The 22673-nt window shown below is 67.1% G+C and carries 25 protein-coding genes; 12 read left to right on the top strand and 13 right to left on the bottom strand.

What is annotated here, in order from left to right; translation table 11 throughout:
* Positions 1-153: 153 nt before the first annotated feature.
* Positions 154-1023 carry an NAD+ synthase gene (locus NL126_RS17915; protein ID WP_255196247.1) on the bottom strand — a complete coding sequence of 290 codons (870 nt, stop codon included), beginning with the start codon at positions 1021-1023 and terminating at the stop codon, positions 154-156.
* A 256-nt stretch (positions 1024-1279) separates the two neighbouring features.
* On the opposite strand from NL126_RS17915, the gene NL126_RS17910 reads away from it, so the two are divergent.
* The 3 genes from NL126_RS17910 to NL126_RS17900 are packed head-to-tail and all read left to right on the top strand — an operon-like array spanning position 1280 to position 4687.
* On the top strand, positions 1280-2704 hold the full coding sequence (locus NL126_RS17910; protein ID WP_255196246.1) for an FAD-binding oxidoreductase: 1425 nt from the start codon (positions 1280-1282) through the stop codon (positions 2702-2704).
* Positions 2705-2758: 54 nt separating this feature from the next.
* Complete coding sequence (locus NL126_RS17905) at positions 2759-3523, top strand: HpcH/HpaI aldolase family protein (protein ID WP_255196245.1); 765 nt, start codon at positions 2759-2761, stop codon at positions 3521-3523.
* A gap of 24 nt (positions 3524-3547) precedes the next feature.
* Entirely contained in the window at positions 3548-4687 is a 1140-nt protein-coding gene (locus NL126_RS17900; protein WP_255196244.1) for an acyl-CoA dehydrogenase family protein, read from the top strand.
* A gap of 7 nt (positions 4688-4694) precedes the next feature.
* Here the strand turns inward: NL126_RS17900 and NL126_RS17895 are convergent, their stop codons facing one another.
* The gene (locus NL126_RS17895; protein WP_255196243.1) at positions 4695-5465 is read right to left on the bottom strand and encodes a hypothetical protein; all 771 of its coding nucleotides are present in this window, start codon (positions 5463-5465) and stop codon (positions 4695-4697) included.
* A gap of 192 nt (positions 5466-5657) precedes the next feature.
* Here NL126_RS17895 and NL126_RS17890 point away from each other — a divergent pair, with 192 nt between their 5' ends.
* Positions 5658-5894, top strand: coding sequence for a DUF8593 domain-containing protein (locus NL126_RS17890; protein WP_255196242.1), 237 nt, complete (start codon positions 5658-5660; stop codon positions 5892-5894).
* A 1-nt stretch (position 5895) separates the two neighbouring features.
* Here the strand turns inward: NL126_RS17890 and NL126_RS17885 are convergent, their stop codons facing one another.
* The gene (locus tag NL126_RS17885; RefSeq protein ID WP_255196241.1) at positions 5896-7587 is read right to left on the bottom strand and encodes a thiamine pyrophosphate-binding protein; all 1692 of its coding nucleotides are present in this window, start codon (positions 7585-7587) and stop codon (positions 5896-5898) included.
* Between the two features lie 104 nt (positions 7588-7691).
* On the opposite strand from NL126_RS17885, the gene msrA reads away from it, so the two are divergent.
* A complete protein-coding gene (gene msrA, locus NL126_RS17880; protein WP_255196240.1) occupies positions 7692-8234 on the top strand; it encodes a peptide-methionine (S)-S-oxide reductase MsrA in 543 nt (180 codons plus the stop codon).
* 18 nt (positions 8235-8252) lie between these two features.
* Here the strand turns inward: msrA and NL126_RS17875 are convergent, their stop codons facing one another.
* Genes NL126_RS17875 through NL126_RS17860 form a run of 4 tightly spaced genes read right to left on the bottom strand, consistent with a single transcriptional unit; the run spans position 8253 to position 11621 of the window.
* Entirely contained in the window at positions 8253-9353 is a 1101-nt protein-coding gene (locus tag NL126_RS17875; RefSeq protein ID WP_255196239.1) for a sodium:phosphate symporter, read from the bottom strand.
* Positions 9350-9778: a universal stress protein gene (locus NL126_RS17870; RefSeq protein WP_255196238.1), complete on the bottom strand. Its 429-nt coding sequence runs from the start codon at positions 9776-9778 to the stop codon at positions 9350-9352. Before NL126_RS17870 ends, NL126_RS17875 begins: the two co-directional genes overlap by 4 nt.
* 27 nt (positions 9779-9805) lie before the next feature.
* Positions 9806-10813, bottom strand: coding sequence for a TIGR04024 family LLM class F420-dependent oxidoreductase (locus NL126_RS17865; protein ID WP_255196237.1), 1008 nt, complete (start codon positions 10811-10813; stop codon positions 9806-9808).
* Positions 10814-10835: 22 nt separating this feature from the next.
* Positions 10836-11621, bottom strand: a complete 786-nt coding sequence (locus tag NL126_RS17860; protein ID WP_255196236.1) for an SDR family NAD(P)-dependent oxidoreductase — start codon at positions 11619-11621, stop codon at positions 10836-10838.
* A 156-nt stretch (positions 11622-11777) separates the two neighbouring features.
* On the opposite strand from NL126_RS17860, the gene NL126_RS17855 reads away from it, so the two are divergent.
* Positions 11778-12755, top strand: coding sequence for an MBL fold metallo-hydrolase (locus NL126_RS17855; protein ID WP_255196235.1), 978 nt, complete (start codon positions 11778-11780; stop codon positions 12753-12755).
* Entirely contained in the window at positions 12752-13441 is a 690-nt protein-coding gene (locus NL126_RS17850) for an HAD family hydrolase (RefSeq protein WP_255196234.1), read from the top strand. Before NL126_RS17855 ends, NL126_RS17850 begins: the two co-directional genes overlap by 4 nt.
* Here the strand turns inward: NL126_RS17850 and NL126_RS17845 are convergent.
* A complete protein-coding gene (locus NL126_RS17845) occupies positions 13438-14721 on the bottom strand; it encodes a GAF domain-containing protein (RefSeq protein ID WP_255196233.1) in 1284 nt (427 codons plus the stop codon). The two genes, NL126_RS17850 and NL126_RS17845, sit on opposite strands and share 4 nt — an antisense overlap.
* Before the next feature lie 147 nt (positions 14722-14868).
* Here NL126_RS17845 and NL126_RS17840 point away from each other — a divergent pair, with 147 nt between their 5' ends.
* Positions 14869-15651, top strand: a complete 783-nt coding sequence (locus tag NL126_RS17840; protein ID WP_255196232.1) for an SDR family NAD(P)-dependent oxidoreductase — start codon at positions 14869-14871, stop codon at positions 15649-15651.
* 208 nt (positions 15652-15859) lie between these two features.
* Positions 15860-16744: a DMT family transporter gene (locus NL126_RS17835; RefSeq protein WP_255196231.1), complete on the top strand. Its 885-nt coding sequence runs from the start codon at positions 15860-15862 to the stop codon at positions 16742-16744.
* On the opposite strand, the gene NL126_RS17830 is transcribed toward NL126_RS17835, so the two are convergent.
* Both NL126_RS17830 and NL126_RS17825 read right to left on the bottom strand, forming a co-directional pair.
* Entirely contained in the window at positions 16737-17708 is a 972-nt protein-coding gene (locus tag NL126_RS17830; RefSeq protein WP_255196230.1) for an LLM class flavin-dependent oxidoreductase, read from the bottom strand. The genes NL126_RS17835 and NL126_RS17830 overlap by 8 nt on opposite strands.
* On the bottom strand, positions 17705-18871 hold the full coding sequence (locus NL126_RS17825; RefSeq protein WP_255196229.1) for a CaiB/BaiF CoA transferase family protein: 1167 nt from the start codon (positions 18869-18871) through the stop codon (positions 17705-17707). Before NL126_RS17825 ends, NL126_RS17830 begins: the two co-directional genes overlap by 4 nt.
* 127 nt (positions 18872-18998) lie before the next feature.
* Between NL126_RS17825 and NL126_RS17820 the strand changes: the two genes are divergently transcribed.
* Complete coding sequence (locus NL126_RS17820) at positions 18999-20228, top strand: acyl-CoA dehydrogenase family protein (RefSeq protein WP_255196228.1); 1230 nt, start codon at positions 18999-19001, stop codon at positions 20226-20228.
* A gap of 145 nt (positions 20229-20373) precedes the next feature.
* The gene (locus NL126_RS17815) at positions 20374-20637 is read left to right on the top strand and encodes a hypothetical protein (protein ID WP_255196227.1); all 264 of its coding nucleotides are present in this window, start codon (positions 20374-20376) and stop codon (positions 20635-20637) included.
* Here the strand turns inward: NL126_RS17815 and NL126_RS17810 are convergent.
* On the bottom strand, positions 20634-21107 hold the full coding sequence (locus NL126_RS17810; RefSeq protein ID WP_255196226.1) for a redoxin domain-containing protein: 474 nt from the start codon (positions 21105-21107) through the stop codon (positions 20634-20636). The two genes, NL126_RS17815 and NL126_RS17810, sit on opposite strands and share 4 nt — an antisense overlap.
* A 73-nt stretch (positions 21108-21180) precedes the next feature.
* Between NL126_RS17810 and NL126_RS17805 the strand changes: the two genes are divergently transcribed.
* A complete protein-coding gene (locus tag NL126_RS17805; protein WP_255196225.1) occupies positions 21181-21456 on the top strand; it encodes a glutaredoxin family protein in 276 nt (91 codons plus the stop codon).
* Between the two features lie 3 nt (positions 21457-21459).
* Here NL126_RS17805 and NL126_RS17800 read toward each other — a convergent pair whose 3' ends face one another.
* Together NL126_RS17800 and NL126_RS17795 are read right to left on the bottom strand one after the other, a co-directional pair.
* Positions 21460-21873 carry a cupin domain-containing protein gene (locus NL126_RS17800; RefSeq protein ID WP_255196224.1) on the bottom strand — a complete coding sequence of 138 codons (414 nt, stop codon included), beginning with the start codon at positions 21871-21873 and terminating at the stop codon, positions 21460-21462.
* A gap of 38 nt (positions 21874-21911) precedes the next feature.
* Positions 21912-22673, bottom strand: a complete 762-nt coding sequence (locus NL126_RS17795; RefSeq protein WP_255196223.1) for an SIR2 family NAD-dependent protein deacylase — start codon at positions 22671-22673, stop codon at positions 21912-21914.

The following is a 22673-nucleotide window of genomic DNA, read 5'->3' as shown; positions in this document are numbered from 1 at the left end:
GCTGACAGCTTCGTTACCCGCGAGGTATTCGCCACTCGACGCGTGCTAAGGCAGAATTTCGTGGACAGTTGGCACGACGGTGTCGTCGGTCGTGAGTGGTCTGACGGTTACCGGTAAGCTCGATGCAGTCGCCGGTAAGGCCGCGTTGGGCGCTCAGAACTGCGATTCCAGCTCGTGGAACAGCCCCGTGTCGCTGTCCCCGGTCGACGGCGTCGGCACCGCGTCGCGCTTGTGTTTGGCCGCGAGATGCATGTCGGCGTAGCGTTCGACACGGTCGACGCTCACACCGAGTTCGGCGGCGGCCCCCTCGACGCCGAGATCCTCGTCGACGAGCTTCGTGAGGATGCAGTCGATGAGGCTGTACGGCGCCCCCAGCTCCTCCGCGTCGGTCTGGTCTCGCCACAGTCCCGCGCTCGGGGGCTTCTCTCGGATGTCTCTCGGAACGTCGAGGTGGGCAGCGAGCGCGCGGACCTCGGTCTTGTAGCGGTCGGCGAGCGGGCGGATATCGGCAGCACCGTCGCCGTACTTCGTGAAGTAGCCGAGCAGCCACTCGGTGCGGTTGGTCGTCCCGCAGACGAGCAGGTTTCGGCTGTTCGCCGCGTAGTACGCGGTCGTCGCCCGCATCCTGGCGAGCGCGTTCCCCCGTGCGAGCTTGTCAGCCTCGGGGGAGACCGCCGGCGCGACGGTGTCCTCGAACGCGTCGAGCATCGGAGCGAGGTGGACCGTCGTCGCCGTGATGTCGAGCCGGTCGGCGACGAGGTGCGCGTCGAACTGCGCCGCCGAGTCGTCTTTCCGGGCGGGGAGGACGAGCCCGCGAACGCGTTCGGGGCCGAGCGCCTCGACCGCGAGGGCCGCGGTCACCGACGAGTCGATACCGCCGCTGAGGCAGACGACGACCCCATCGGCGTCGGCGTCCTCGACCCGGTTGGCGATGAACGTCGTAATCTGCTCGCGGGTCGCGGCGACGTCGTCCTCGGCAGTACGGAAGCCGAACGAGGGCATCTCGTCGGGAGTCGCGATCACGGGCAACCACCCAAAACGGCCAAACTGTCCAACTCCGTTTCATGAGAGTGTACGAACAGTGCGTTGTGGGGAGAACATGATTCCGAACGTCTGTCTTTCACACCCATTGATGGACTATCGTGGTCCTAAAGGCTTGCTTCCCACGTGTTTCGATGATTTAATGCGTATAAGGTCGGGATATTTGAACCCCTCCTCGTGATAAATGGCCGTTCGTCGGGGCGGATAGATTTATACTCGACTGCTCACGTGTCCGAGTATGTCGTACGACTGTACGTTCCTCACCGACGTTCTCGGCGACGAGCAGGTGTCGTTCGGTGATTCCGACCGGAGCTCACACGCCGCCGACTGGGGCGGACAGGAGGCCGGACTGGGCGTGACGCCCGACGCCGTCGTCTACCCCGAGTCGACCGATGACGTGGCGGCCGTCCTCGCCGCTGCGTACGAACGGGGGGTGCCCGTCACGCCATACGCCGCCGGGACCTCGCTCGAAGGTAACGCCGTGCCCGCGTTCAAGGGCATCAGTCTCGACCTCACCAGGATGAACGACGTGCTGAACGTCCGCCCCGACGACTTCCAGATCGATGTCCAGCCGGGCGTGATGGGCACGAAGGTCGACGAGGCCGTCGAGCGCCACGGGATGTTCTTCCCACCGATGCCCTCCTCCGCGAACATCTCCACGGTGGGGGGGATGATCGTCAACGACGCCTCCGGGCAGAAGACCGTGAAGTACGGCGAGGTTGGCGACTGGGTGCTCGAACTCGAGGTCGTCACCGCCGAGGGGGAGGTGATGACCTGTGGCTCGAAGGCGATCAAGACGAGCGCGGGCTACAACCTCAAGGACCTCATCATCGGCTCGGAGGGAACGCTCGGCGTCGTCACTCGCGCGACGCTCCAACTGGAGGGGCTCCCACAGGAGATTCGGGGCGGCCGGGCGCTGTTCCCCACGCTCGACGACGCCGCGGAAGCGGTGTTCGACGCGGTGCGCTCGGGCGTCGACGTGGCGAAGATCGAGCTCATCGACGAGGTCTCGGGGATGATGGCAAACGAGTATCTCGGACTTGGCCTCCCCGACGCGGCGATGATATTCGTCGAGTTCCACCGCGACCACGGCATCGAGCAGGAGATCGAGTTCTTCGAGACCATCGTCGAGAGCCACGACGCCATCGAGTTCGAGATCGCCGACGAGGGTGAGATGGACCAGCTCTGGAAGGCGCGCACCGAACTCGCGTTCGCCCTGCAGAGCTACGACCCGGACCTCAAACCCCTGCACCCGGGCGACATCACCGTCCCCATCTCGAAGCTTCCCGAGATCATCCGCTACGCGAAGGCCCTCGGCGAGGAGCACGATCTGCTCGTCCCCTGCTTCGGGCACGCGGGCGACGGCAACGTCCACTACTCGGTGATGGTCGACACCGACGACGAGGCACAGCTCGAGGCGGGCGAGGAGCTGTACGACGCGGTCGTGAAGAAGGCCATCGAGATGGGCGGGACCGCCACCGGTGAACACGGCATCGGGATGGGGAAGCGCCAGTACCTCGAACTCGAACACGGCGAGGTCGGCGTCGAGATGATGCGTCGCGTGAAGCGCGCGTTCGACCCCAAGGACATCCTCAACCCGGGGAAGGTGTTTCCCGAGACGATGGAGGAAGGCGGCCGGGTCCGACTCGCGGACGACGACTGAGTCCACAGCCACCGACGCCACGGCTTTTTCTCCCCACCGGCCGCATCGTGGGATATGTTCCACGACCGACTCCGCGCGGGCGAGCCGCTCGTTGGCGGCTGGGTCGCACTCTCCGACCCGGCCGTCGCCGAACTCACCGCCCCCGAGTTCGACTTCGTGATGCTCGACACCGAGCACGCGCCGAACGACACCGAGACCATCGCGAACCTCGCGCGTGCCGTCGAGGCTGCGCCGGGAGACGCCGTCGCGCTGGCCCGCGCGCTCGACAACGACGTGGGTGCCATCAAGCGCCTGCTCGACCTCGGGCTGCGTGGCGTGATGGTTCCGATGGTCGAGACCGCAGCGGAGGCGCGCGAGGCCGTCCACGCGGCGAAATACCCGCCCGAGGGCAACCGCGGTGTCGCTGGCACCCGCTCGTCGAACTACGGCCGTGACCTCGGTGAGTACTACGACCACGCGAACGAGGAGACGGTCCTGCTCGTGCAAATCGAGAACGAACAGGGATTGTCGAACGTCGATGCCATCGCCGCCGTCGACGGCGTCGACGCGCTGTTCGTCGGGCCCGCCGACCTCTCCGCCAACCTGGGCTGCTTCCGCGCGTTCGACGACGCGCGGTTCACAGACGCGGTCGACCGTATCCTCGCAGCGGGCGACGCGCACGACACCCCGGTCGGCACGCTCGGTTCCACGCCCGACGGAACGGAGCGGTTCGCGGCGATGGGGTTCGACTTCCTCATCGCTGGCGTGGACTTCGTCCACCTCCAGCGCGGGAACCGGGAGGCCCGACAGGTCGCCGACCGCGCCCTGCGCGAGGACTAAGCCACCGGGGGCGGAAGTCTGCCCATGAGTTTTCAGCTTACCTCCGAACAGGAGGCCGTCCGCGACGCAGTCCGGCGGTTCGGCGAGGGCGAGATTCGACCCGTCGCCAGCGAGTACGAGGCCGAGGAGCGGTATCCTGAACAGCTCCGACAGGAAGCTGCAGCCCTCGGGTTCGTCGCGCCCCACGTTCCCGAGGCCTACGGTGGCGCAGGGATGGATGCGATTTCGACGCTCGTCGTCACCGAGGAGCTGTGGCGCGCGGACCCCGGCGTCGGTGGCGCCATCGCCGCGGCGGACTTCGGGACGGGGATGATACACGAGTACGGCGACGAGTGGATGAAAGACGAGTGGCTTTCGAAGATTACGGGCGGCGAGACGCCCATCGCCACGGGCATCTCGGAGCCCGCGCACGGCTCGAACGTCGCGGGGATGGAGACCCGCGCGGAGAAGGACGGCGACGAGTGGGTCATCGACGGCACCAAGATGTGGATCACCAACGGGACGGTCGCCGACGTCGCCATCGTGATGGCGAAGACCGACCCTGCTGCGGGCCACCGTGGCATCACAGCGTTCCTCACCGAGACGGACGTCGACGGCTACCGGGCGACGCGCATCGACAACAAGCTCGGGATTCGGGCACAGGACACCGCCGAAATCGTCCTCGACGGTCTCCGGGTGCCCGAGGAGAACGTCGTCGGCGAGCTGAACCGGGGGTTCTACCAGCTGATGGAGTTCTTCGCGCCCGCCCGCGCCGACGTGGCTGCACAGGCCACGGGCGTCGCACAGGCGGCGTTCGACGCAGCGGTCGCCTACGCACAGGAGCGCGAGCAGTTCGACCGCCCCATCGGGGAGTTCCAGGCCATCCGCCACAAGCTGGCGGAGATGGCGACGAGCATCGAGGCCGGGCGGTCGCTCGCTTACCGTGCAGGCGCCGCCATCGAGTCCGGCGACGACGCCGAGGCGACGCGACTCGCGTCGATGGCGAAACTGTTCTGCTCGGAGCACGCCGTCGACGTGACCGACGAGGCCATCCAGGTCCACGGCGGCGCCGGTTACGTCGCCGACCACGACGTCGAGCGCTACTACCGGGACGCGCGTATCACGAAGATCTACGACGGCACCTCCGAGATTCAGAAGAACATCATCGCCGACGGGCTGCTGTAGCTAGGGCTCACGCCGTCTCGCTGAGCCCGTCGGCCAGGGCGTCGAGGTGACCGACGCCGACGACAGCGACGACGACCCCACTCGTCGACAGTTCGGCGATGCGCCGGCTCATACACGCCTCTCGGGTCTCGTCGCGGATTCTGAGTGCGGCGGGACGGTCCAGTACGGCGAGCGTCTTCTCGATTCGGTCGACCACCGCTCGTTCGGCGGCAGCCTGCGTCTCGGCGTCGTCACGGGACGAGCAGTCGTGGTCGTGGTCGAACGCCCGGTCCGCAGCAGCGGTGTACGACGTTGCAGCCGAGACGGCCGCGAGCAGTCGGGCCGTGACTGCCGTCCGCGAGGCGTCGGCCACGCCGTCGGCCAGCCGTCGGGCCGTCGACAGCGAGACGCGCTCGTCGAGACACGTCCGCGAGAGCGCCGCGAAGAACCGGCGGTTCGGAGCGTCGATGCCGACGACGCGGGCGCCGGGCGCCGCCTGTATGGCGGCGCTGTACTCCCCGCCGAGCCGCGGCGGCTCGTGGCCGTCGGTCGCGTACTGCTCGAACAGCGGTGCGGCGAGCGGTGGCACCTCGATCGCGAGCACGTCGGGATTCGTCGCCTGGACCACCGAACGCGCACGGTGGACGCTCGCTGGGTGGTCGTGGACGACCCCCACGAGCCACACCGGGTCGTCACTGCCCCGGTCGACGCGCCTGAGGAACCGTTCCGTCAGGCGCGGGTCGTCCCCCCGTAGATCGATTCCCCCCGTCGCACCCGCCGACTGGTCGGACGTCGCCATCAATCGACTGTCCGTTCGCCTTCCCAGGAATAAGTGTTTCCTGTCGTTTCGAAAGCCGAGGTTACGGTCGCAAAGGGAACTGACAGTACGGTCGGCTTTCTCGACGTCGCCGCAGCTTACGAGCGCGTAACCATCTGAACGATTCTACCGCTTTTTCAGCACCGGTAAACTGTCTCGCCCGGGGTACACCCCATGAGCCAAACACTAACCGAGAAAGACGAAGGGAAACGCGTCGTAGACGAGAACGGCAACAAGGTCGGCATGATCACAACCGTGCGAGACGGGACCGGGTACGTCGACCCCGACCCGAGCATCGCCGACAAGGTGCTCTCCCGGTTCGGCTGGGGGGATATCGACGAGGACACCTACCCGCTGGAGTCGTCGAACGTCGACCACATCACCGACGACGAGGTCCGACTGAAGCGGTAACTCAGTCGTGGACAAGGACGTCGAGGACGTCCGGGCCTGACGTGTCGATCGCCTCTGCCAGCACGTCGGCGATATCGTCGGGCGTCTCGACGAGGTGCCCCCGTGCGCCGTGGCTCTCGGCGTTCGCGGGGATGTCGACGTGCGGGTCGAAGTCCATCCCGACGAACTCGTGGTCCTCGTCCGTCCCGCCGAGCATCGTGTTCGTGTTGTCTTTCAGGATGCGGTAGTTGCGGTTGTCCGGGACGACGACGGTGAGGTCCACGTCGTGACGCGCGGCCGTATAGAGCGTGTTCGGGTAGTACAGGTACGAGCCGTCGCCGATGTAGCCGACCACGTCACGCGGGTCGTCGGTCTGTGACTCGGCGATAGCTGCGCCGACGCTCGCCGGGAGGCCGTAGCCCAGCCCGCCACCCTTGTTCGAGACGTACTGCTCGGCCTCGAAGTCGAAGCGCGTGAGCAGCGCGAACTTCGAGGTGATGCCCTCGTCGACGACGTAGGCGTCCGGGCAGACCTCGCTCATCGTGTCGACGAGTTCGGCCTTCGACGAGCGGGTGTCTCCCTCCGGTTTGGGGTCCTCGCCGAGCTGCTTCATCGTCCCGGCGAGCGAGGACTTCATCGTCTCGACGTACTGGAGCCGCTCCTGGCGCGTCTCCTCGTCAAGTCGCCCCTCGACCTGGGCGGCGATGGCGTCCATCACGCGGCCGGGGTCACCGACGACCGCGGCGTCTGCCGGTTCGTTCTTCCCGACCTCGTAGGCGTCCTGCGAGACGTGGATGGTCGTAGCATCGTCGGGGACGAGGGGGTTCTCGTGTCGGAGGAGCGTCGTGTTGGTCGAACAGCCGACGAACGCGAGCGTGTCCGTGTTCATCAGCATCGACGCGATGCCCTCGTCCGGGCCGATGAAGGAGATCCACTGGTCGTGGGTGGTCGGGAAGTTCACCTCGCAGGCGAGAATCTCCCCGTGGATGCGCGCGCCCGTCGCCTCTGCGAGCCGAACGGCGGCGTCGACAGCCTCGCTCCCCGCGCGGGCGACGTGATCGCCGAGCACGATGACGGGGTTGTCGGCGTCGACCAGGTGTTCCGCGGCCGCAGAGATCTGTCGCGGGTCGCCCGCACCAGCGTCGGGGATGGGGCCGAGCCGCTGTGGGGCGGCCTCGGTCTCCTCCATCATCACGTCGACCGGGAGCCCGAGGAACACGGGGCCTGTCGGAGGAGTCAGCGCCGTCCGGAACGCCCGTCGGAGGAGCATCGGGAGCGCGTCGATGTGCGTCACCTCGGCGCTGTCTTTGCAGAACTGGTCGACCATCTGTTCGAGGTCCCCCGTGAGGAGGGGTTTCTCGTGGCGGAAGTCGAGCTCGTGGTTGCCCGCCGTGAGTACCAAGGGGGCACCGGCGAACTCCGCGCCGTAAGTGTTACCGATGCCGTGGGCGAGCCCCGGCGTGATGTGGAGGTTGACGACGCCGGCTGGCATGATGGCGTCGTCGTGGTGGCTGTGGTAACGGCGAGTCTGCGCGTAGCCGGCGGCCATCCCGACGGCGATGTCCTCCTGCAGAGCGAGGACGTACTCTAGCTCGGAGCCTGAGAGAGCCTCCATCACCGGCAGTTCGGTCGTGCCGGGGTTGCCGAACACGTGGCTGACGCCGTACTGTTCGAGCGTGTCGACGAACAGGTCGGCGCCCGTGTAGTCGCTCATAGCAGTTCCTGCGGTGGGGCCGTCATATAGTTGGTCCCCATGGATGCAGGCGACTTTTGTACCGCCGCCGGAGGGTAAAAGCGGCTGGGACCCCTATCGTGGGTATGACCGAGACTGCGACGTTCGGCGGCGGCTGCTTCTGGTGTACCGAGGCCGCACTCAAGGAACTCGACGGCGTCCACGAGGTGACCTCCGGCTACGCGGGGGGCCACAAGGACAACCCGACGTACAAGGAGGTGTGCCGAGAGACGACCGGCCACGCCGAGGTCGTGCAGGTCGAGTACGACCCCGCGAAGCTCTCCTACGAGAAGCTGCTGGAGGTGTTCTTCATGATTCACGACCCGACGACCCTCAACCGACAGGGGCCGGACGTGGGCAGCCAGTACCGCTCCATCGTCCTCTACCACGACGACGCCCAGAAACAGGCGGTCGAGGCGTTCATCGAGGGGCTCGAATCGGAGGGCGTCTACGACGACGACATCGTCACCGAAGTCGAACCGCTCGACACGTTCTGGGAGGCCGAGGAGTACCACCAGGACTACTACGAGAAGAACCCCGCGGACGGCTACTGCCAGTTCAACGCCGACCCGAAGATTCGGAAGGTCCGTGAGAAGTTCGCCGAGCAGGTCAAACCCGCCGACGACTGAGCCGTCGTTCGGTGGTCGCTACCCCGTCCGCAACAGCGTCAGCCCCAGCGGCACGACCCCGATTCCGAGGAGGAACGCAACGAACACGCGGCGGTCGGTGACGATTCGCATCTGTATCGCTCTCACCCGTCGATAGAACCACTCGAACCGGAGCAGCGCGACCAGGGTGACGGCGAGCCCGAGCCCCATCACGGCGGCGACGGTCGCCACGGCGACCGGCGACTCGAGGACCACGGCGACGACGAGCGTGTCGGAGAACGTCCCGATGTTCGCCCCGAGGATGTAGGGGACGGTCTCGCGCCGGGTGAGGTACTCGCGGTTATAGAGCGGGACGACGACGCCGAGCGAGAACGTGATGCTCGTCGTGATACCAGTCAATAGCAGCCCCGCGAGAAACGAGAGCCATACCCGGGAGAGATAGCCGAAGTACCGGTCGCGGAGGTGGTCCGTGTCGAGACGGGCGAACGTTCGGTCGAACAGCCGGAGGCTGACGAGCAGCAGGACCACCGCGAGCAGGAACCCCCCTGTGGCTCCGAGCTGGTCGACGATGCCGAGTGCGACCGGCCGGAGCATGCTGAGCGACCGAATCAGGAGCCCGGTGACGCCCGAGAACAGCGCCACGAGCGGGTCCGCCCACGGGAGCGCGAGGTAGCCGACGACCGTGCTCGGGACGAACACAGCGTACGTACAGACGAACGTGAGCACGCCGAGTCGCAGCGACTCGCGGAGCCCGGCTTCGCGTCGGGCGAGGAAGTCGAGCGCCCCGATGAACAGCACGACGCCGGCGGCTCCCAGCCGCGACCCCGAGACGAGCAGGAACAGCTCGGTGGGCGTCACGAGGTCGGCAGCGAACAGCGAGACGGCGAGCGCGGCGACGACCGACCCGTTCGCGAGCAGGTACGAGGCGAGCCAGCCGATGCCGAGCGCCGGGAACGGCCCGACGAGCGCCCGCCGCAGGAGCCGTTCGATGAGCGGCGAGAGCGCTTCGGTCGCCCCGCCGAGGAGTTGGACGGCGAAGAGGAACAGCCCGACGGCGACCATGAGACCCAGCGGTGTGGTCGTCGCGCGGACGAGCCGGTCGACGGGTCCGTGGGGACCGTCGGGACGACCGTCCCTCACTCCTCCTCGGGGGTGATGGTCAACACGGGCGTCGTCGTCCCGCGCACAACGCGCTCGGTCGTGCTCCCGAGGAGGTAGTCGCGGACGCCACGGCTCCCGCGGGCCCCGATGACGATGAGGTCACACCCCTCGCGGTCGGCGTAGTCGAGGATGGTCGCCGGCGGGTCCCCTTGCTCGACGGCCGTCGTGACCGCGACGCCCGAGTCGCTCGCCCGCTCGACACTCTCGGCGACGATTCGCTCCCCTTCCTGTTCGAGCGCGTCGACGACCTCGCCGCCGACGAGGGTGACGCTATCGCTGTTCGTGTCTGCGACGTAGAGGACGGTGACGGCCGCGCCGACGGCCGCAGCGAGGTCGACCGCGTGGTCGAACGCGGCGGTCCCCTCGGCGCTTCCATCGGTCGGCACGAGAATGCGCTCGTACATCGTGACGGGGAGTCGACGCCCGGGGATTTAGCTCTGCGGTGCGAGCGCGTCCATCGTCGCTTCGATGTCCTCCAGTTCGGCGGCCCGAGGGAACGAAACCGAGACGGCGTCGACCTCGTCCATCGCCTCCCACGCTGCGAGTTGCTCGCGCGCTTCCTCGGGGGTGCCCGCAACTGCTGCCTTCTCGAGGAACCCTTCCTCGCGGAACCGCTGCATCGCCTCGGCCCGCTCGCCCGCCTGCCACGCGTCGTAGATGGCATGGGCGGCGTCCTCGTAGCCCTGGCGGGCGAGCGAGTCGCGGTAGAAGGTCCCCATGCCGCCGATGTAGAACACCGAATGCTGGGTCACGAGCTCCTTCGCCCGCTCGCCGTCCTCCAGTGCACAGCACGTCAGGGACATCGTGACGCGCACGTCGTCGACGTCCTTGTCACCGAGTTCGGCCCCGCGTTCGAGGTCCTCGTAGCGGTCGCGGAGTCCCTCCCGCGTGAGCATCAGGCCGTGCCAGCCGTCCGCGAACCGCCCGGCGAGTTCGACGGCCTTCGGCCCCATTCCGGCGGTGTCGACCTTCGGGGCGGGGTCGGGGGCGTCACAGCGCAGCCGAAAGCCCGAGAGGTCGAAGTAGTCGCCGTCGTACTCGACTTCTTCACCCGAGAGCACCTGCTTCACCACGTCGACGGTCTCGCGGGTGCGCTTGAGGGGGTTGCCGTACTCGACGCCGTGCCAGTTCTGGATGACGATGGGCCCGGAAGGGCCGAGCCCGAGGCGGAACCGCCCGTCCGAGACCTCTTGCAGGGTGGCGGCGGTCTGCCCGATGAGCGCCGGCGACCGCGAGTAGATGGGCATGATGGAGGTGCCGATGTCGATCTCCTCGGTGCCGTGGGCGATGCTGGTGAGGACGGTCACGGCGTCGCGGCCCCACGTCTCGGGCAGCCACGCCATATCGTAGGTCAGCGCTTCGGCGCGCTGGGCCATCTCCACGAGCGCGTCGACGCTGGGCTGTGCGGCGACCGGCAGGAACACGTCACGGTCTATCATGGTAGCTACCTGGATGCCTCCGTTATACTTCTGGCGACTCTTCGATGTCCGGGACGCCCTTGACCGTGATGGTCTCGCCGACCATGTACGAGGAGGCATCGCTCGCGAGGAACTGGACGATGTCGGCGATCTCCTCCGAGAGGCCCATCCGTCGCCGCACGGTGTCGCGGTCGACGTCCTCGGCGTCGATGCCCATCTGCGTGGCGACGCCCGGCGTGGCGACGAAGCCGGGGGCGATGCAGTTCACCCGGATGTCGTGGGGGGCGTACTCGTAGCCGAGCGTGGTGGTGAGGTTGACGACGCCGGCCTTCGCCGCGCCGTAGTGGCTCATGTACGGCGAGCCCTTCGTGCCCGCGACGGACGCGAAGTTGATGACGACCCCGCCGTCGTCCTGCTCTTGCATGTGCGCACCGGCAGCCTGTGTGCAGTGGTAGGTGCCGGTGAGGTTGATGTCGACGATGGTCTCCCAGCCGTTCTCGGAGATGTCGTCGAAGCCGGCCATGAACGACGCGCCGGCGTTGTTGACGAGCACGTCGATCGAGCCGAACTCCTCGACGGTCGCGTCCATGAGCGCCTCGACGGAGTCGCGCTCGCGGACGTCGCACTCGACGGCGACGGCCCGGCCGGGCGCGTCGCTCTCGTTGATGCCCTCGACTACCGCGTCGATCTTCTCCTGTGACCGCGAGGAGACGACGACGTTCGCCCCCTCCTGGGCGAACAGCTCGGCGGTGACCTTCCCGATACCCTGGCTCGACCCGGTGATGACCGCGGTCTCGCCCGCTACGCTGAAACGTTGATTCGTCGTCATTGTTTACGTTGGAAACTTCGAGTGGCAGATTTGGAGCCGTTGTTAATAAAGCTATTCGCGCTCGTGTCGACGGTTGTGGTGGCGAAATCGGCCACAACGAGCATCGAATTGCGCGCAAGCGAACGCTTATTGTCTGCCGTCGTCACTTTCCAACGAATGAACGAGCAGCGACTGTCGACCGTCCGGCGCATCGAGTTCGCCGTCGACTGGCCGCCGGGCCACGCCGCGGCGTACCTGCTCGACGTGGACGAACCGGTGCTCGTCGACGCCGGCATGCCGGCCGAGTTCGGCTACGGCGACCCCGACGCAGCGCTCGACGACGGGCTCCGGGACGCCGGCTACGACATCGAGGACATCGAGCATCTGGTGGTGACCCATCCGCACCTCGACCACGTCGGGCAGGTCCCACGGATTCTGGACGCCACGGACCCGACGGTGTACGCCCCGTCGAGCGTTCGCGAACGCTTCTCACGTGACCCCGACGCGCTCGCGGAGCGCGTCCGGACGAACGCGCGCGAGGCCGGGCTTGCCGGCGACCAGCTCGACGAGGCCGTCGAGATGGCCGTCGAGTCGCTTCGCCGTAACGCCGAACTTCTCCCACCCGAATCCGTCGACGTCTGGCTCGACCCTGGGCCGGTCGATCTCGGTCCACTCTCTGCTGAGGCCATCCACACGCCGGGCCATCAGGCCGACCATCTGTGTTATCTCACCGAACTGAACGGCGAGCGCGCGCTGCTCGCGGGCGACATGGCTATCGAACCGTTCCGTCCCATCGTGATGCACGACGGGCTCGACGACGGCTACGTCGACGCGTTCGACGCCTTCTACACGGCGCTCGACCGACTCGACGAGTTCGAGGTCGACCGCGTCTATCCCGGCCACGGCCCGGTACACGAGGAGTTCCACGATGCGCTGGAGCGCGACCGGGCCAGCCTCGACCGGCAGCTCGACCGCGTCGAGGGCCAGCTCGAACAGGGGCTCCGGACGGTCCCCGGCATCGCGCTGTCGCTCGCGGGCGACCGCTCGATTCGCTACCTGATCCCCGAGACGATGAGCGCGCTCGCGCACCTGGAACGTGAGGGACGTGCGACCGCGACGCTGGACGACGGCGTGCGTTACTACGACTCAGTATGAAAGAGGCTCGATACGACGCCGTCTTCTGGGATATCGGCGGTGTCATCGTCGAACTGCAGAGCATTCGCGAGGGCTACGCCACGTTCCTGCGCGACCTCACGACCGAGTACGACCTCCTGTTCGAGGCGACAGTCGACGAGTGGAAGTCGACGCTCGGAACACATTTCAAAGCCCGCGACGGCACGGAGTTCCGGAGCGCGCGCGAGGGGTACGTGAAGGCCACCGCCGCCGTCTTCGACGGCGAACCGCCCGCCAACGAGGAGTGGTGGCCCCTGTTCGAGTCAGCGACCGCCGAGGCGATGCGGGCGGAGCCGGGTGTCGTCGACGCCATCCACGACCTCGACGAGGCCGGGTTCTACCTCGGCATCGTCTCGGACATCGACGACCGGGAGATGGAGAACATGCTCGAGACGTTCGGGCTTCGAGACACCTTCGACCACATCACCACAAGTGAGGCCGTCGGCTACACCAAGCCCGACGCCCGGATGTTCGAAGACGCGCTCGACGCGTGGGGGGGTGACCCCGGTGCCGGCCTGATGGTCGGGGACCGATACGAACACGACGTTGCAGGCGCCAAGGACGCCGGACTCGATACGGTGGCGTACGGCGAAGCGGCCGCCGGTCCGAAGGCGGACTACGTCGTCGACGACCTCAGTCGGGTTCCTGCGATCGCCCGCGGCGATTAGTCCAGCGCGGTGCCGTAGCGTTCGAGCTCCCAGCCGGCCCACGAGGCGGCGAACTCGACGAACAGTTCTTCGTCGTCGGCGAGCGCCTCTCGGGGTTCACTCGATGCAAAACAGAGCGTTCCGTAGTGGTCTCCCGCGATGCGAATGGGTGCGCCGATGTACGCGCCCAGCCCGAACGTCTCGTAGGCGGGGTCGTTCTCCCAGCCCGCCTCGACAGCATCGGGAAGGGTTATCAGCCCGTCCGCGGCGAGCGTCCGTCGACAGTACGTCTGCAAGAGCGGCGCGGACTGCCCAGGCTGGAGGAGTTCGTGGTCCCCAACCGCGTCGAGGACGTCCTGTGTCCCGTCGTCGATGGCGGTGACGAACCCGTACGGGAGGTCGAGTCGTTGTGAGCCGAGATTCAGCACCTCGTGGAGCCGCTCGGCGAACGAGTCGTCGGTCACCATCAGCCGCTGGAGTTCGCGGAGCCCGTCGTCCCGACGGACGAACCGCGTCACGTCGACGAACCGGTCGAGTTGTCCACCGGCGACCGGCCCGCCGAGCAGCGTCGTACTCCGGCAGTCGAGCCACCGTGCGTCCTCGACGCCGGCACTCCGGACCAGCAGGCCGTCTCCTCCCGGGTCGAGCAGGTGGCCGGCGAATGCGCTCGTCTCCGTCACGGCCGGGGCAAACTGCTCTCGAACCACCGTCCGGCGGTTGGCCCCGACCAACCGACTCGCCGGAACGTCGAAGAACGTCCCGACGGCGTCCGTCACCCATCGGACCCTCCCTTCCTCGTCCGAGACCACCAGCCCGACGTCACCCGACACGAGCGCGTCGTCGACCAGCGACCGGTACGTCGCAGCGCGATCGGTCGCGTTCGCACCGACGCCACGACCCGCTTCAGGGGCCGTTTCGAGGCGCGCCGCGACAGCCCCGGTCTCGGCTGTGGCCTCGCGTGCGACGAAGGTCGTCGCTCCTGCGGCCAGGACGTCGCTCGCAACGCGCCCGGCGTTCGCGCTTGCCACGACGACCACCGGAACCCCAGCGTCGACCTGCCTGACCGCACTGGTGAGGGTCACGGCGTCCACCCGCTCCCCGTCGTGGTCCAGGACCAGTCCGTCGAAACAGGTCTCCTCGAGTCGCGTGTGGAGTGTCTCCATCGTCGAGAGCGTCTCGACCAGTCGGCTCTCGCGGTCGAGCGTTTCCTCCATCGCCGTGGCGAACGCCTCGTCGGCCGTGACGAGTCCGAGCCGCTCGGCGCGCGGCTCCTCCCCCGTTCTGTCGTGGTGCGTGGTCATGATGCGTGGCTGCCCTGCCGTGTCGCCGCTCCGCCGGAGAATGACTGGGCCGCCTCCTACACTCTCAACGACCAGTATCGGCAATGAAGCTTCGGGGTTGCGTCTTACCAAACTGTTAACTCCGGGTGAGTGGATACGTCGCCCGCAATGGACTTCGGACTCGACGACAAGACCGCCATCGTCACCGGCGGTGCAGGTCGAATCGGGAGCGAGGACTGTCGTGTCCTCGCCCAGGAAGGCGCGGACGTCGTCGTCCTCGACGTGAAGGAAGACGCTGCGCAGGGTATCGCCGACGAGATCAACGACGGCGACTACGACGGCGAGGCGCACGCCATCGAGTGTGACCTCACGGACCGCGACGCCGTCGGCAACACCGTCGACGCGCTCGAGGAGGAGACCGGTGGCATCGACATCCTCGTCAACAACGCCGGGATGGTCGACGCCCGTGACCGTATCGAGAACTTCGACGACGAGATCTGGGACCGCGACATGGCCATCAACCTCACGGGGACGTACAACATCACCCGCGAGGTGTTCCCCAAGATGAAGGAGCGCGAGTGGGGCCGCATCGTCAACATGTCCTCGATGGCCGGCTGGCAGGGCGGCTTCGGCCAGGCGTCGTACTCCGCGACGAAGGCCGCGCTCATCGGGTTCGGCAAGACGCTCGCCCTCGAAGGTGCTCAGCACGGCATCACCTCGAACGTCATCGCCCCGAGCATCGTCGTCGGCGCGCTCGCCGACCTCCCCATCGACCAGCTCGAACAGATGGACGAGCACTTCGCCCGCATCGCGAAGGCGACGCCGATGCGCCGGCTCGGCCGCGAGGAGGACGTCTCGAACACCATCGCGTTCCTCTGCTCCGAGCAGGCGAACTACGTCACCGGCCAGGTCGTCGGTGTGACTGGCGGTATCGACCTGTTCAGCTTCTAAAAGTCCACTTTTTACACGTCTCGCGGTGCCGCGACGCTGCCGAAGGTTGAAGTATCGGACCGCGGCCACCCTCTCCCGTGACGTAGCCGTCGCCGTGGATGGAACGAGGGAGTGGCGCGGCCCACCCATCCATGGTTGCAGTCGGGCCGCCTGTTCGCTATCGCAGTTGGAACGCCACCGTTTTCGGGCCACCTCACCAACTCCGCGTGTGTCCCGTCTCCGCGCCCTCGCTCCGTTTGCCCTCCTCTCGCTGCTGTGGGGCCTCTCCTTTCCGGCGATCAGCATCGGGCTGGAGAACATCCCGCCGCTGTTGTTCGCGTCGTTCCGTTACGACATCGCGGCCGTGCTGTTGCTCGCTGTGGCCGTGACAGGGGCGGGCTGGAAGCCCGAGAGCCGCGGCGACTACGAGGCCGTCGTCGGCGGTGGACTGTTCCTCATCGGTGCGAACGGCTTCCTGTTCATCGGTCAGCAGACGGTTCCGGCGGGCGTCGCCGCCATCCTCCAGGGGCTCGTCCCCATCGCGACGGCGCTATGGGCGCTGCTCCTGCTCGGCGAGCGCGTCTCGGCCGTCGGGTTCCTCGGAATCCTCCTCGGCTTTGTCGGGGTCGGACTGGTCGTTCGACCGACCCCGGAGAACCTCGTCAGCGGCGACATCGTCGGCCGGTTGCTGGTGCTACTCCAGGTCGCGGGCGTCTCGCTCGGCGGTGTCGTCGTCCAGCAGGCCGATTCCTCGCTCGACGCCACCCCACGGGCGGCGTGGTCGATGCTGGTCGGCGCCGTCCTGTTGCACCTCGTGAGCCTCGGGCTCGGCGAACAGGTCGCCCTCGACTACCCACTCGCCGCCGTCGGGGCCGTCATCTACCTCGGCGTGTTCGCGACCGCCATCGCGTTCATCCTGTTCTTCCGCGTGCTCGACCGGTACGGCGCCGTGGAGACCAGCCTCGTCGGGTACGTCGTGCCGATCGTCGCCACGATTGCCAGCGTGTTCCTGCTGAACGAGCCGATCACCCTCGTCACGCTCCTCGGGTTCGTCGTCGTGTTCGTCGGGTTCCTGCTGTTGAAGCGGAGTGCGCTCCGCACGATGTTCACGTAGCGTCCGGTGCGAGTGCCTCGACCGTCTGTTCGGCGAGGTGGGTGCTGTTGTTCGGGATGGTGACGAGCGGTCGGTCGACGGCTGGAAGGGACTCGACGGCGTCGAACTGCTCGCGCGCCTCCTCGGAGGTTCCGGCCACGCCGAGTGCCGCGACCATCTCGTCGGTGACGTGGTCGGCCGCTTTTTCACGCTCACCGCTCCGCCACGCCTCGGCCACGCAGTCCGCCTCGTCGGGGAAGCGTCCGGCGACGGCCGTCCGGTAGCCTTCACCGTTGCCGACGTAGTAGGCGATATGGCCCCGAACCGCGTCGCGTGCCTCCTCGGGGTCCTCGGAGACGGCGCTCGGCACGTACGGCATCACGGTGATGTCATCGGGGTCGCGGTCCTCGGGCGTGTGGTCGCGGATGTAGTCGAACGCGTCGCCGAGGTCCGGGAACGGGATGTTGTGGGGAATCCAGCCGTCACAGAGCCGCGCGACCACTCGCCTGTTGGCTTTCCCGAGCGCCGCGTGGTAGATGGGGACGTCGGCACCGAGCGACGAGAAGTCCGCGGCGTGAAACACCTCGCCGTCGTAGTCCACCTGCCCTTCCGTCGAGAGGAACCGCTTCGTGAGTTCGATGGCCTCGTGAGCGCGACGGACGGGGTTCTCGAAGGACATGCTGTGGAGGTCCTCGACAGCCTTCGGGGTCGAGGTTCCCACGCCGAGGGTGAACCGTCCGTCCGATGCCTCGTCGAGCGACGCCGCGGTCATCGCGAGCACGGCGGGCGTCCGAGAGAACACGTTGAGGATGGCCGTGCCGAGTTCGATGTCGGCCGTCTGTGTCGCGACCCCAGTGAGCGTCACGACTGCACTGCTTCCCCAGAGTTCGCCCAGCCAGACCGAGCCGTACCCGAGCGCTTCGGCCCGAACCGCGAGTTCGACTGGATCGGGACCGACGAGCGGCAGGAGGAGTCCGCGCGTCACAGCACCACCCCCGACTCGCGGAGCCGCTCAAGGTCGGTCTCGTCGTACCCCGCCTCCCGGAGGAGCGTGTCGGTGTCACTGCCGTGGCTCGGTGCGTCGGCGGACTCACCGTGGTCGATCTCCGTGCCACGTGCCGGAAAGCCTACCCGAGGCTGACCGTCCTCCGGCCGTTCGACGTAGCTTCGCGCCTCGATCTGTGGGTGCTCGAACGTCTCCGCAGGTGAGTAGACCCCGTCGACGGCGGCGTCGATACCCTCGAAGAACTCGACCCACTCGTCGCGCGTGCGCTCGGCGAACAGGGTTTCGAGCCTCTCGCGGAGCGCCTCCCGTTCGGCGCGGTCCTGTGTCATATGTGTCCCAATCCACTCCTCACGGTCGACCGCCTCGCAGAACGCCGTCCAGAACTGCGGTTCGAGCGCAGCCAGCGTGACGTATCCTTGCTTGGCCTCGTACACGTCGTACCACGGGAACTGCCCTGTGAGCGGCGTCTCGCCGGGTCGTGGGTCTCCCCCAGTTAATGCCTCCGGCGCGAGTGCTTGTGAGAAGGAGACAACGGCGTCGGTGAGCCCCACGTCGATGTACTCGCCGCCGGTGTTCCCGAGTTCGCGAGAGGCGAGTGCGCCGACGATGGCGAACGCCGCGAACAGTCCGCCACCCATGTCGGCGATCTGGTAGCCGGGGAGCCGCGGCATCTCGTCCTCAGAGTCACGCGTCATGTCGAGCAAGCCGGCCAGCCCGATGTAGTTGAGGTCGTGCCCGGCCATCTCGGCGTGTGGACCGTTCTGGCCGTACCCCGACAGCGAGCAGTAGACGACATCGTCGTTGTACTCGCGGACCGTCTCGTAGTCGACGCCGAGTCGCTCGACGACACCGGGGCGAAACTGCTCGAAGACGACGTCTGCGTCCTCGACGAGCCGGTAGAACACCTCCCTCCCCTCCTCGCTCTTGAGGTCGAGACCGATGCTCCGTTTCCCGCGGTTCACAGCGTCGAACAGGGCTCCGTGACCCGCGTTGGTCGCGGGCGGCATGTGGCGGGCGTAGTCGCCCGCGCCGGTGTCTTCGATCTTCACCACGTCCGCACCCATGTCCACGAGCAGTTGGCTCGCGTACGGCCCCGGCAACAGTCTCGTCAGGTCCAACACGCGTACGCCATCGAGTCGCATACTCGACCGTGGACGCGGAGGGCCAAAAGCGTAGCCGGACCGCTACAACGAGAAACACCGGTCGAGTTTATAAGGGGCCGCACAGCCAGCGCGCAGGGGTTAAGGGGGAATGCTCGCATGTGGTGGTATGGCAACACAGGAAGCCGCCTCGTCGACGGGTGGCGTCAGTTTCGACACCGACGAGGAGACGCGGCTCATCCTCTCGTCGCTCGACGAGTTCGTCGAGCAGGAAGTCGAGCCGCTCCAGGACGAGCTGGGCGACACGTGGTCGAACCCCCGGTTGCGTCACGAGGTCAACGGGCAGTTCGTCCCCGACGTGCTGGACGCCATCCGAACGGTCCGGAAGCGGTCGGCCGACGCTGGCTTCTACGCCGCGAACCTCCCCGAGGACGTGGGTGGGCAGGGCGTCTCCAACGTCACGTGGTATCGGATGTTGAAACACGTCGCCGCGAAGGGCGGCGGCCTCACCGAGTTCATCCTCGCCGGGCCCGAAGGGCCGAAACCGCTGCTCATGCAGGCAGAGGGCGACCAGATCGACGAGTACCTGAAACCCACGGTCGAGGGCGAGAAGTCGACGGCGTTCGCCCAGACGGAACCCGGCGTGGGCTCCGACTCGCCGAACATGGAGACCACGGCCGAGAAGGACGGCGACGAGTGGGTCCTCAACGGGACCAAACAGTGGATCACGAACGCCCCGTACGCTGACTTCGTGCAGGTGTTCGCCCGGACCACTCCGCAGGAGGAGATGGGCCGGTACGGCGGCATCACCTGCTTCATCGTCGAGGAGGGCGAGTACGAACTCGGGTCGATGAACAACGCGGTCGGCATGAAGGGGCAGCAGGCCGAGATTCACTTCAACGACCTCCGTATTCCCGAAGACCGCGTGCTCGGCAGCGTGGACACGGCGTTCTACGACGCGATGGACTTCCTCTCGCTCGGTCGGCTGGAAATCGGTGCCCGTGCGATGGGGCACGCCGAGTTCCTCGTCGACCGCGCCGTCGAGTACGCGAACGACCGCGAGGCGTTCGGTCGCCCCATCGGGAAGTTTCAGGGCGTCTCGCACAAGATCGCCGAGGGGAAAGCCAAAGCCTACGCTGCCGACGCTGCTGGTCTGAAACTCGCGTGGAAGATGGACCAGGGCGAACAGGCAATCATGGACTCGTCCGTCGTCAAGTACCTCTGTGCGAACGTGCTGTTCGACATCGCTGACGACGTGGTGCAGGTCCACGGCGGGAACGGGCTCAGCGAGGACAACCCGTTCATGGACCGACTGGAGTCGGCTCGCGTCCTCCGGATCGTCGAGGGGACCGACGAGATCCAGCTCAACACCATCGCGAGACAGCTCGGCGTCAACTAAGTTCAAATACGAAGCCACGGCCACGCCCCCTGTGACGTGAGTTCGGTCGCGGCGGCCCCCGGCGGTCGTGTGGCCCACCCGCCGCGGATGCAGGGGCCACCTGTTCGCCACGAACGCTTTCCTGCTCGACCACGAAGCGGCCACCATGCCACGCGGGCGATTCGTCGAACCGACCGGCACCTGGGGCCCGAACGTGCGGGCCGACCTGGCGGCGACGGACTGGACGGCGACGCCGGTCGTGGACGTGGTGACGTTCCTCCCGGCGACGAGCCGTGGCTTCGAGAGCGACCGGCTGCGGGTCGAGGTGTACCGCTACGCCGAGCCACCGCCGCTTTCGACGTACGCAAACGGTGAACGTGCCTTCAGCGTCGAGCGGTTGACCGAGTCGGTCTATCGGGGACTGGATTAGAGGTCGCTGACCGCTCCCTCGATCTCCTCTCTCGGAACGGGGTGGATCCAGTCGTCGCTCGTCCAGCGGTGCTGGACTTCGCGGTCGCCGTTGAAGACGAACACTGCCCGCTTCGCGGTTCGGACACCGGCCATCCCGTCACGCTCGACCAGTAGGTCGTACTCGTCGGCGACCGTCCCTTCGACGTCGGCGAAGAACCCGAACGGGAGGTCCTTCTGCCGGATGAACTCGTTCATCGAGTAGGGGCCGTCGCGGCCGACACCCAGGACGGGAACGTCGAAGTCACCCCAGCCAGCGCGCTTGTAGCGCTTCCACCAGTTCTCGCCGATGGCGTTGAACACGAAGCCGAAGAACACGACGACGCCACCGCGTTCGGTTAGCGTCTCCGAGAGGGCCCGTCTCCGAAAGGCCTCACCGTCGCAGTACAGCGCCTCGAAATCAGGGGCGACCTCGCCCTCGCTCGGTAGCATGGTGGATGGTGATGCGCCCGCGAGAAAAGCTGTTCGCCGTCGGAGTTATGCGTCGAGCCCCCGAGTGGTCGGTATGGCTCTCACGCTCTACCGCCTCGAAGGCTGTCCGTACTGCGAGTTCGTCGTCGACGAGCTCGAAAACCTCGACCTGGCGTACGACTCGGTGTGGGTCGAAGGACTCCACTCCAAGCGGAACATCGTCGAGCGCGTCTCCGGGCAGCGACAGGTCCCGGTCATCGTCGACGACGAGTACGGCGTCACGATGAGCCAGAGCGCCCGCATCATCGAGTACTTGCAGACGACCTACGGCGACGCCGACTCACCGGACGAAGTCGAGTCGCCCGCCTGAGTCCTACTCGTCGTCGTGGTCGAGCGAGTGGGGGTCGAGCCCGGGGTCGTCGACCCGCGGGGCGCCCAGCGCCAGCACCACGCCACGGTTCTCGCCGACGTAGCGGTGGCCGTGGCCGGTTTCGGGACCGGCGACCCAGAACGTCCCCGGCCCAGCTTCGACGTACTCCTCCTCGCCGGATTTGCCGAGCTTCAGTGAGAACTCGCCTTCGATGACGTAGTAGAGCTCCTCCTGCTCGCTGTGTGCGTGGTACTGGATCTCCTCGCCCGGTTCGAAGTACCAGAGCTTCACGCCGATCTCCTGGGTTCCGAGCGCGTCGTCGATGGCGCGGATGTTGAGGTTCGGCGGGATGGCTTCGATGGTGGAGAGATCCGTCTCGTCGACGTCGTCGGTGTCGACGACTCGGTAGTGTACCATGGTATCTGCCACCAATCGTGGAGCCAGCAAAAAGCTACCTACGGCCCGGCCGGGACACGGGCCGCCAGCTCGGGGAGCACGTCGGTCACGTCTGCCCGGAAATCGTATTCGGCCCGGCCAGACAGCGGTGTCGACTCGAGGTTGACGAGCACGAGCGTCGCGCCGCTGCTGGCAGCCACGCGGGGGAACGACGCGGCCGGCTGAACCGTGAGCGAGGAGCCAGCGACGATGAACGTGTCCGCCTGCTCGGCGAGCGACTGGGCGCGGAACAGCGCGTGCTCCGAGAGCTGTTCGCCGAACAGTACCACGTCCGGCTTGAGGGGGTCGTCGCAGTGCTCACACGTCGGTGGGACTGCCCCGTCGCGAACGCGCTCGTACACCGGGTCGGCGTCGAACCGGCGGTCACAGGACCGACAGACGACTCGTTTCCCGTTGCCGTGCACCTCGACCGGGTCCTCGCTGCCCGCCTGCTGATGGAGGCCGTCGACGTTCTGCGTGATGAGTCCGTCGAGGTTCCCCCCCGATTCGAGCGTCGCCAGCGCCTCGTGGGCGGCGTTCGGCTCAACGTCGCCGCCGTACACTTCCTCGACCATCTCGACGCGCTCGCGCCAGAACCCCTCGGGGTCGGTGTCGAACCGTGAGATGTGGAAGTCCTGTGGGTCGAACCGGTCCCAGATGCCCCCGTCGCTGCGGAAGTCCGGGACGCCCGAGGCGGTCGACACCCCGGCGCCGGTGAGCGCGACCACGCTGTCGGCATCGCGGATAGCCCCCGCCGCAAACTCGAGTTCCTGCTCGTCCAT

This window comes from Halorarius litoreus (assembly GCF_024362405.1).
Taxonomy (GTDB): Archaea; Halobacteriota; Halobacteria; order Halobacteriales; family Haloarculaceae; genus Halorarius; species Halorarius litoreus.
Note: the sequence above shows the minus strand (reverse complement) of the source record. Positions and strands in the feature narration are given on the sequence as shown.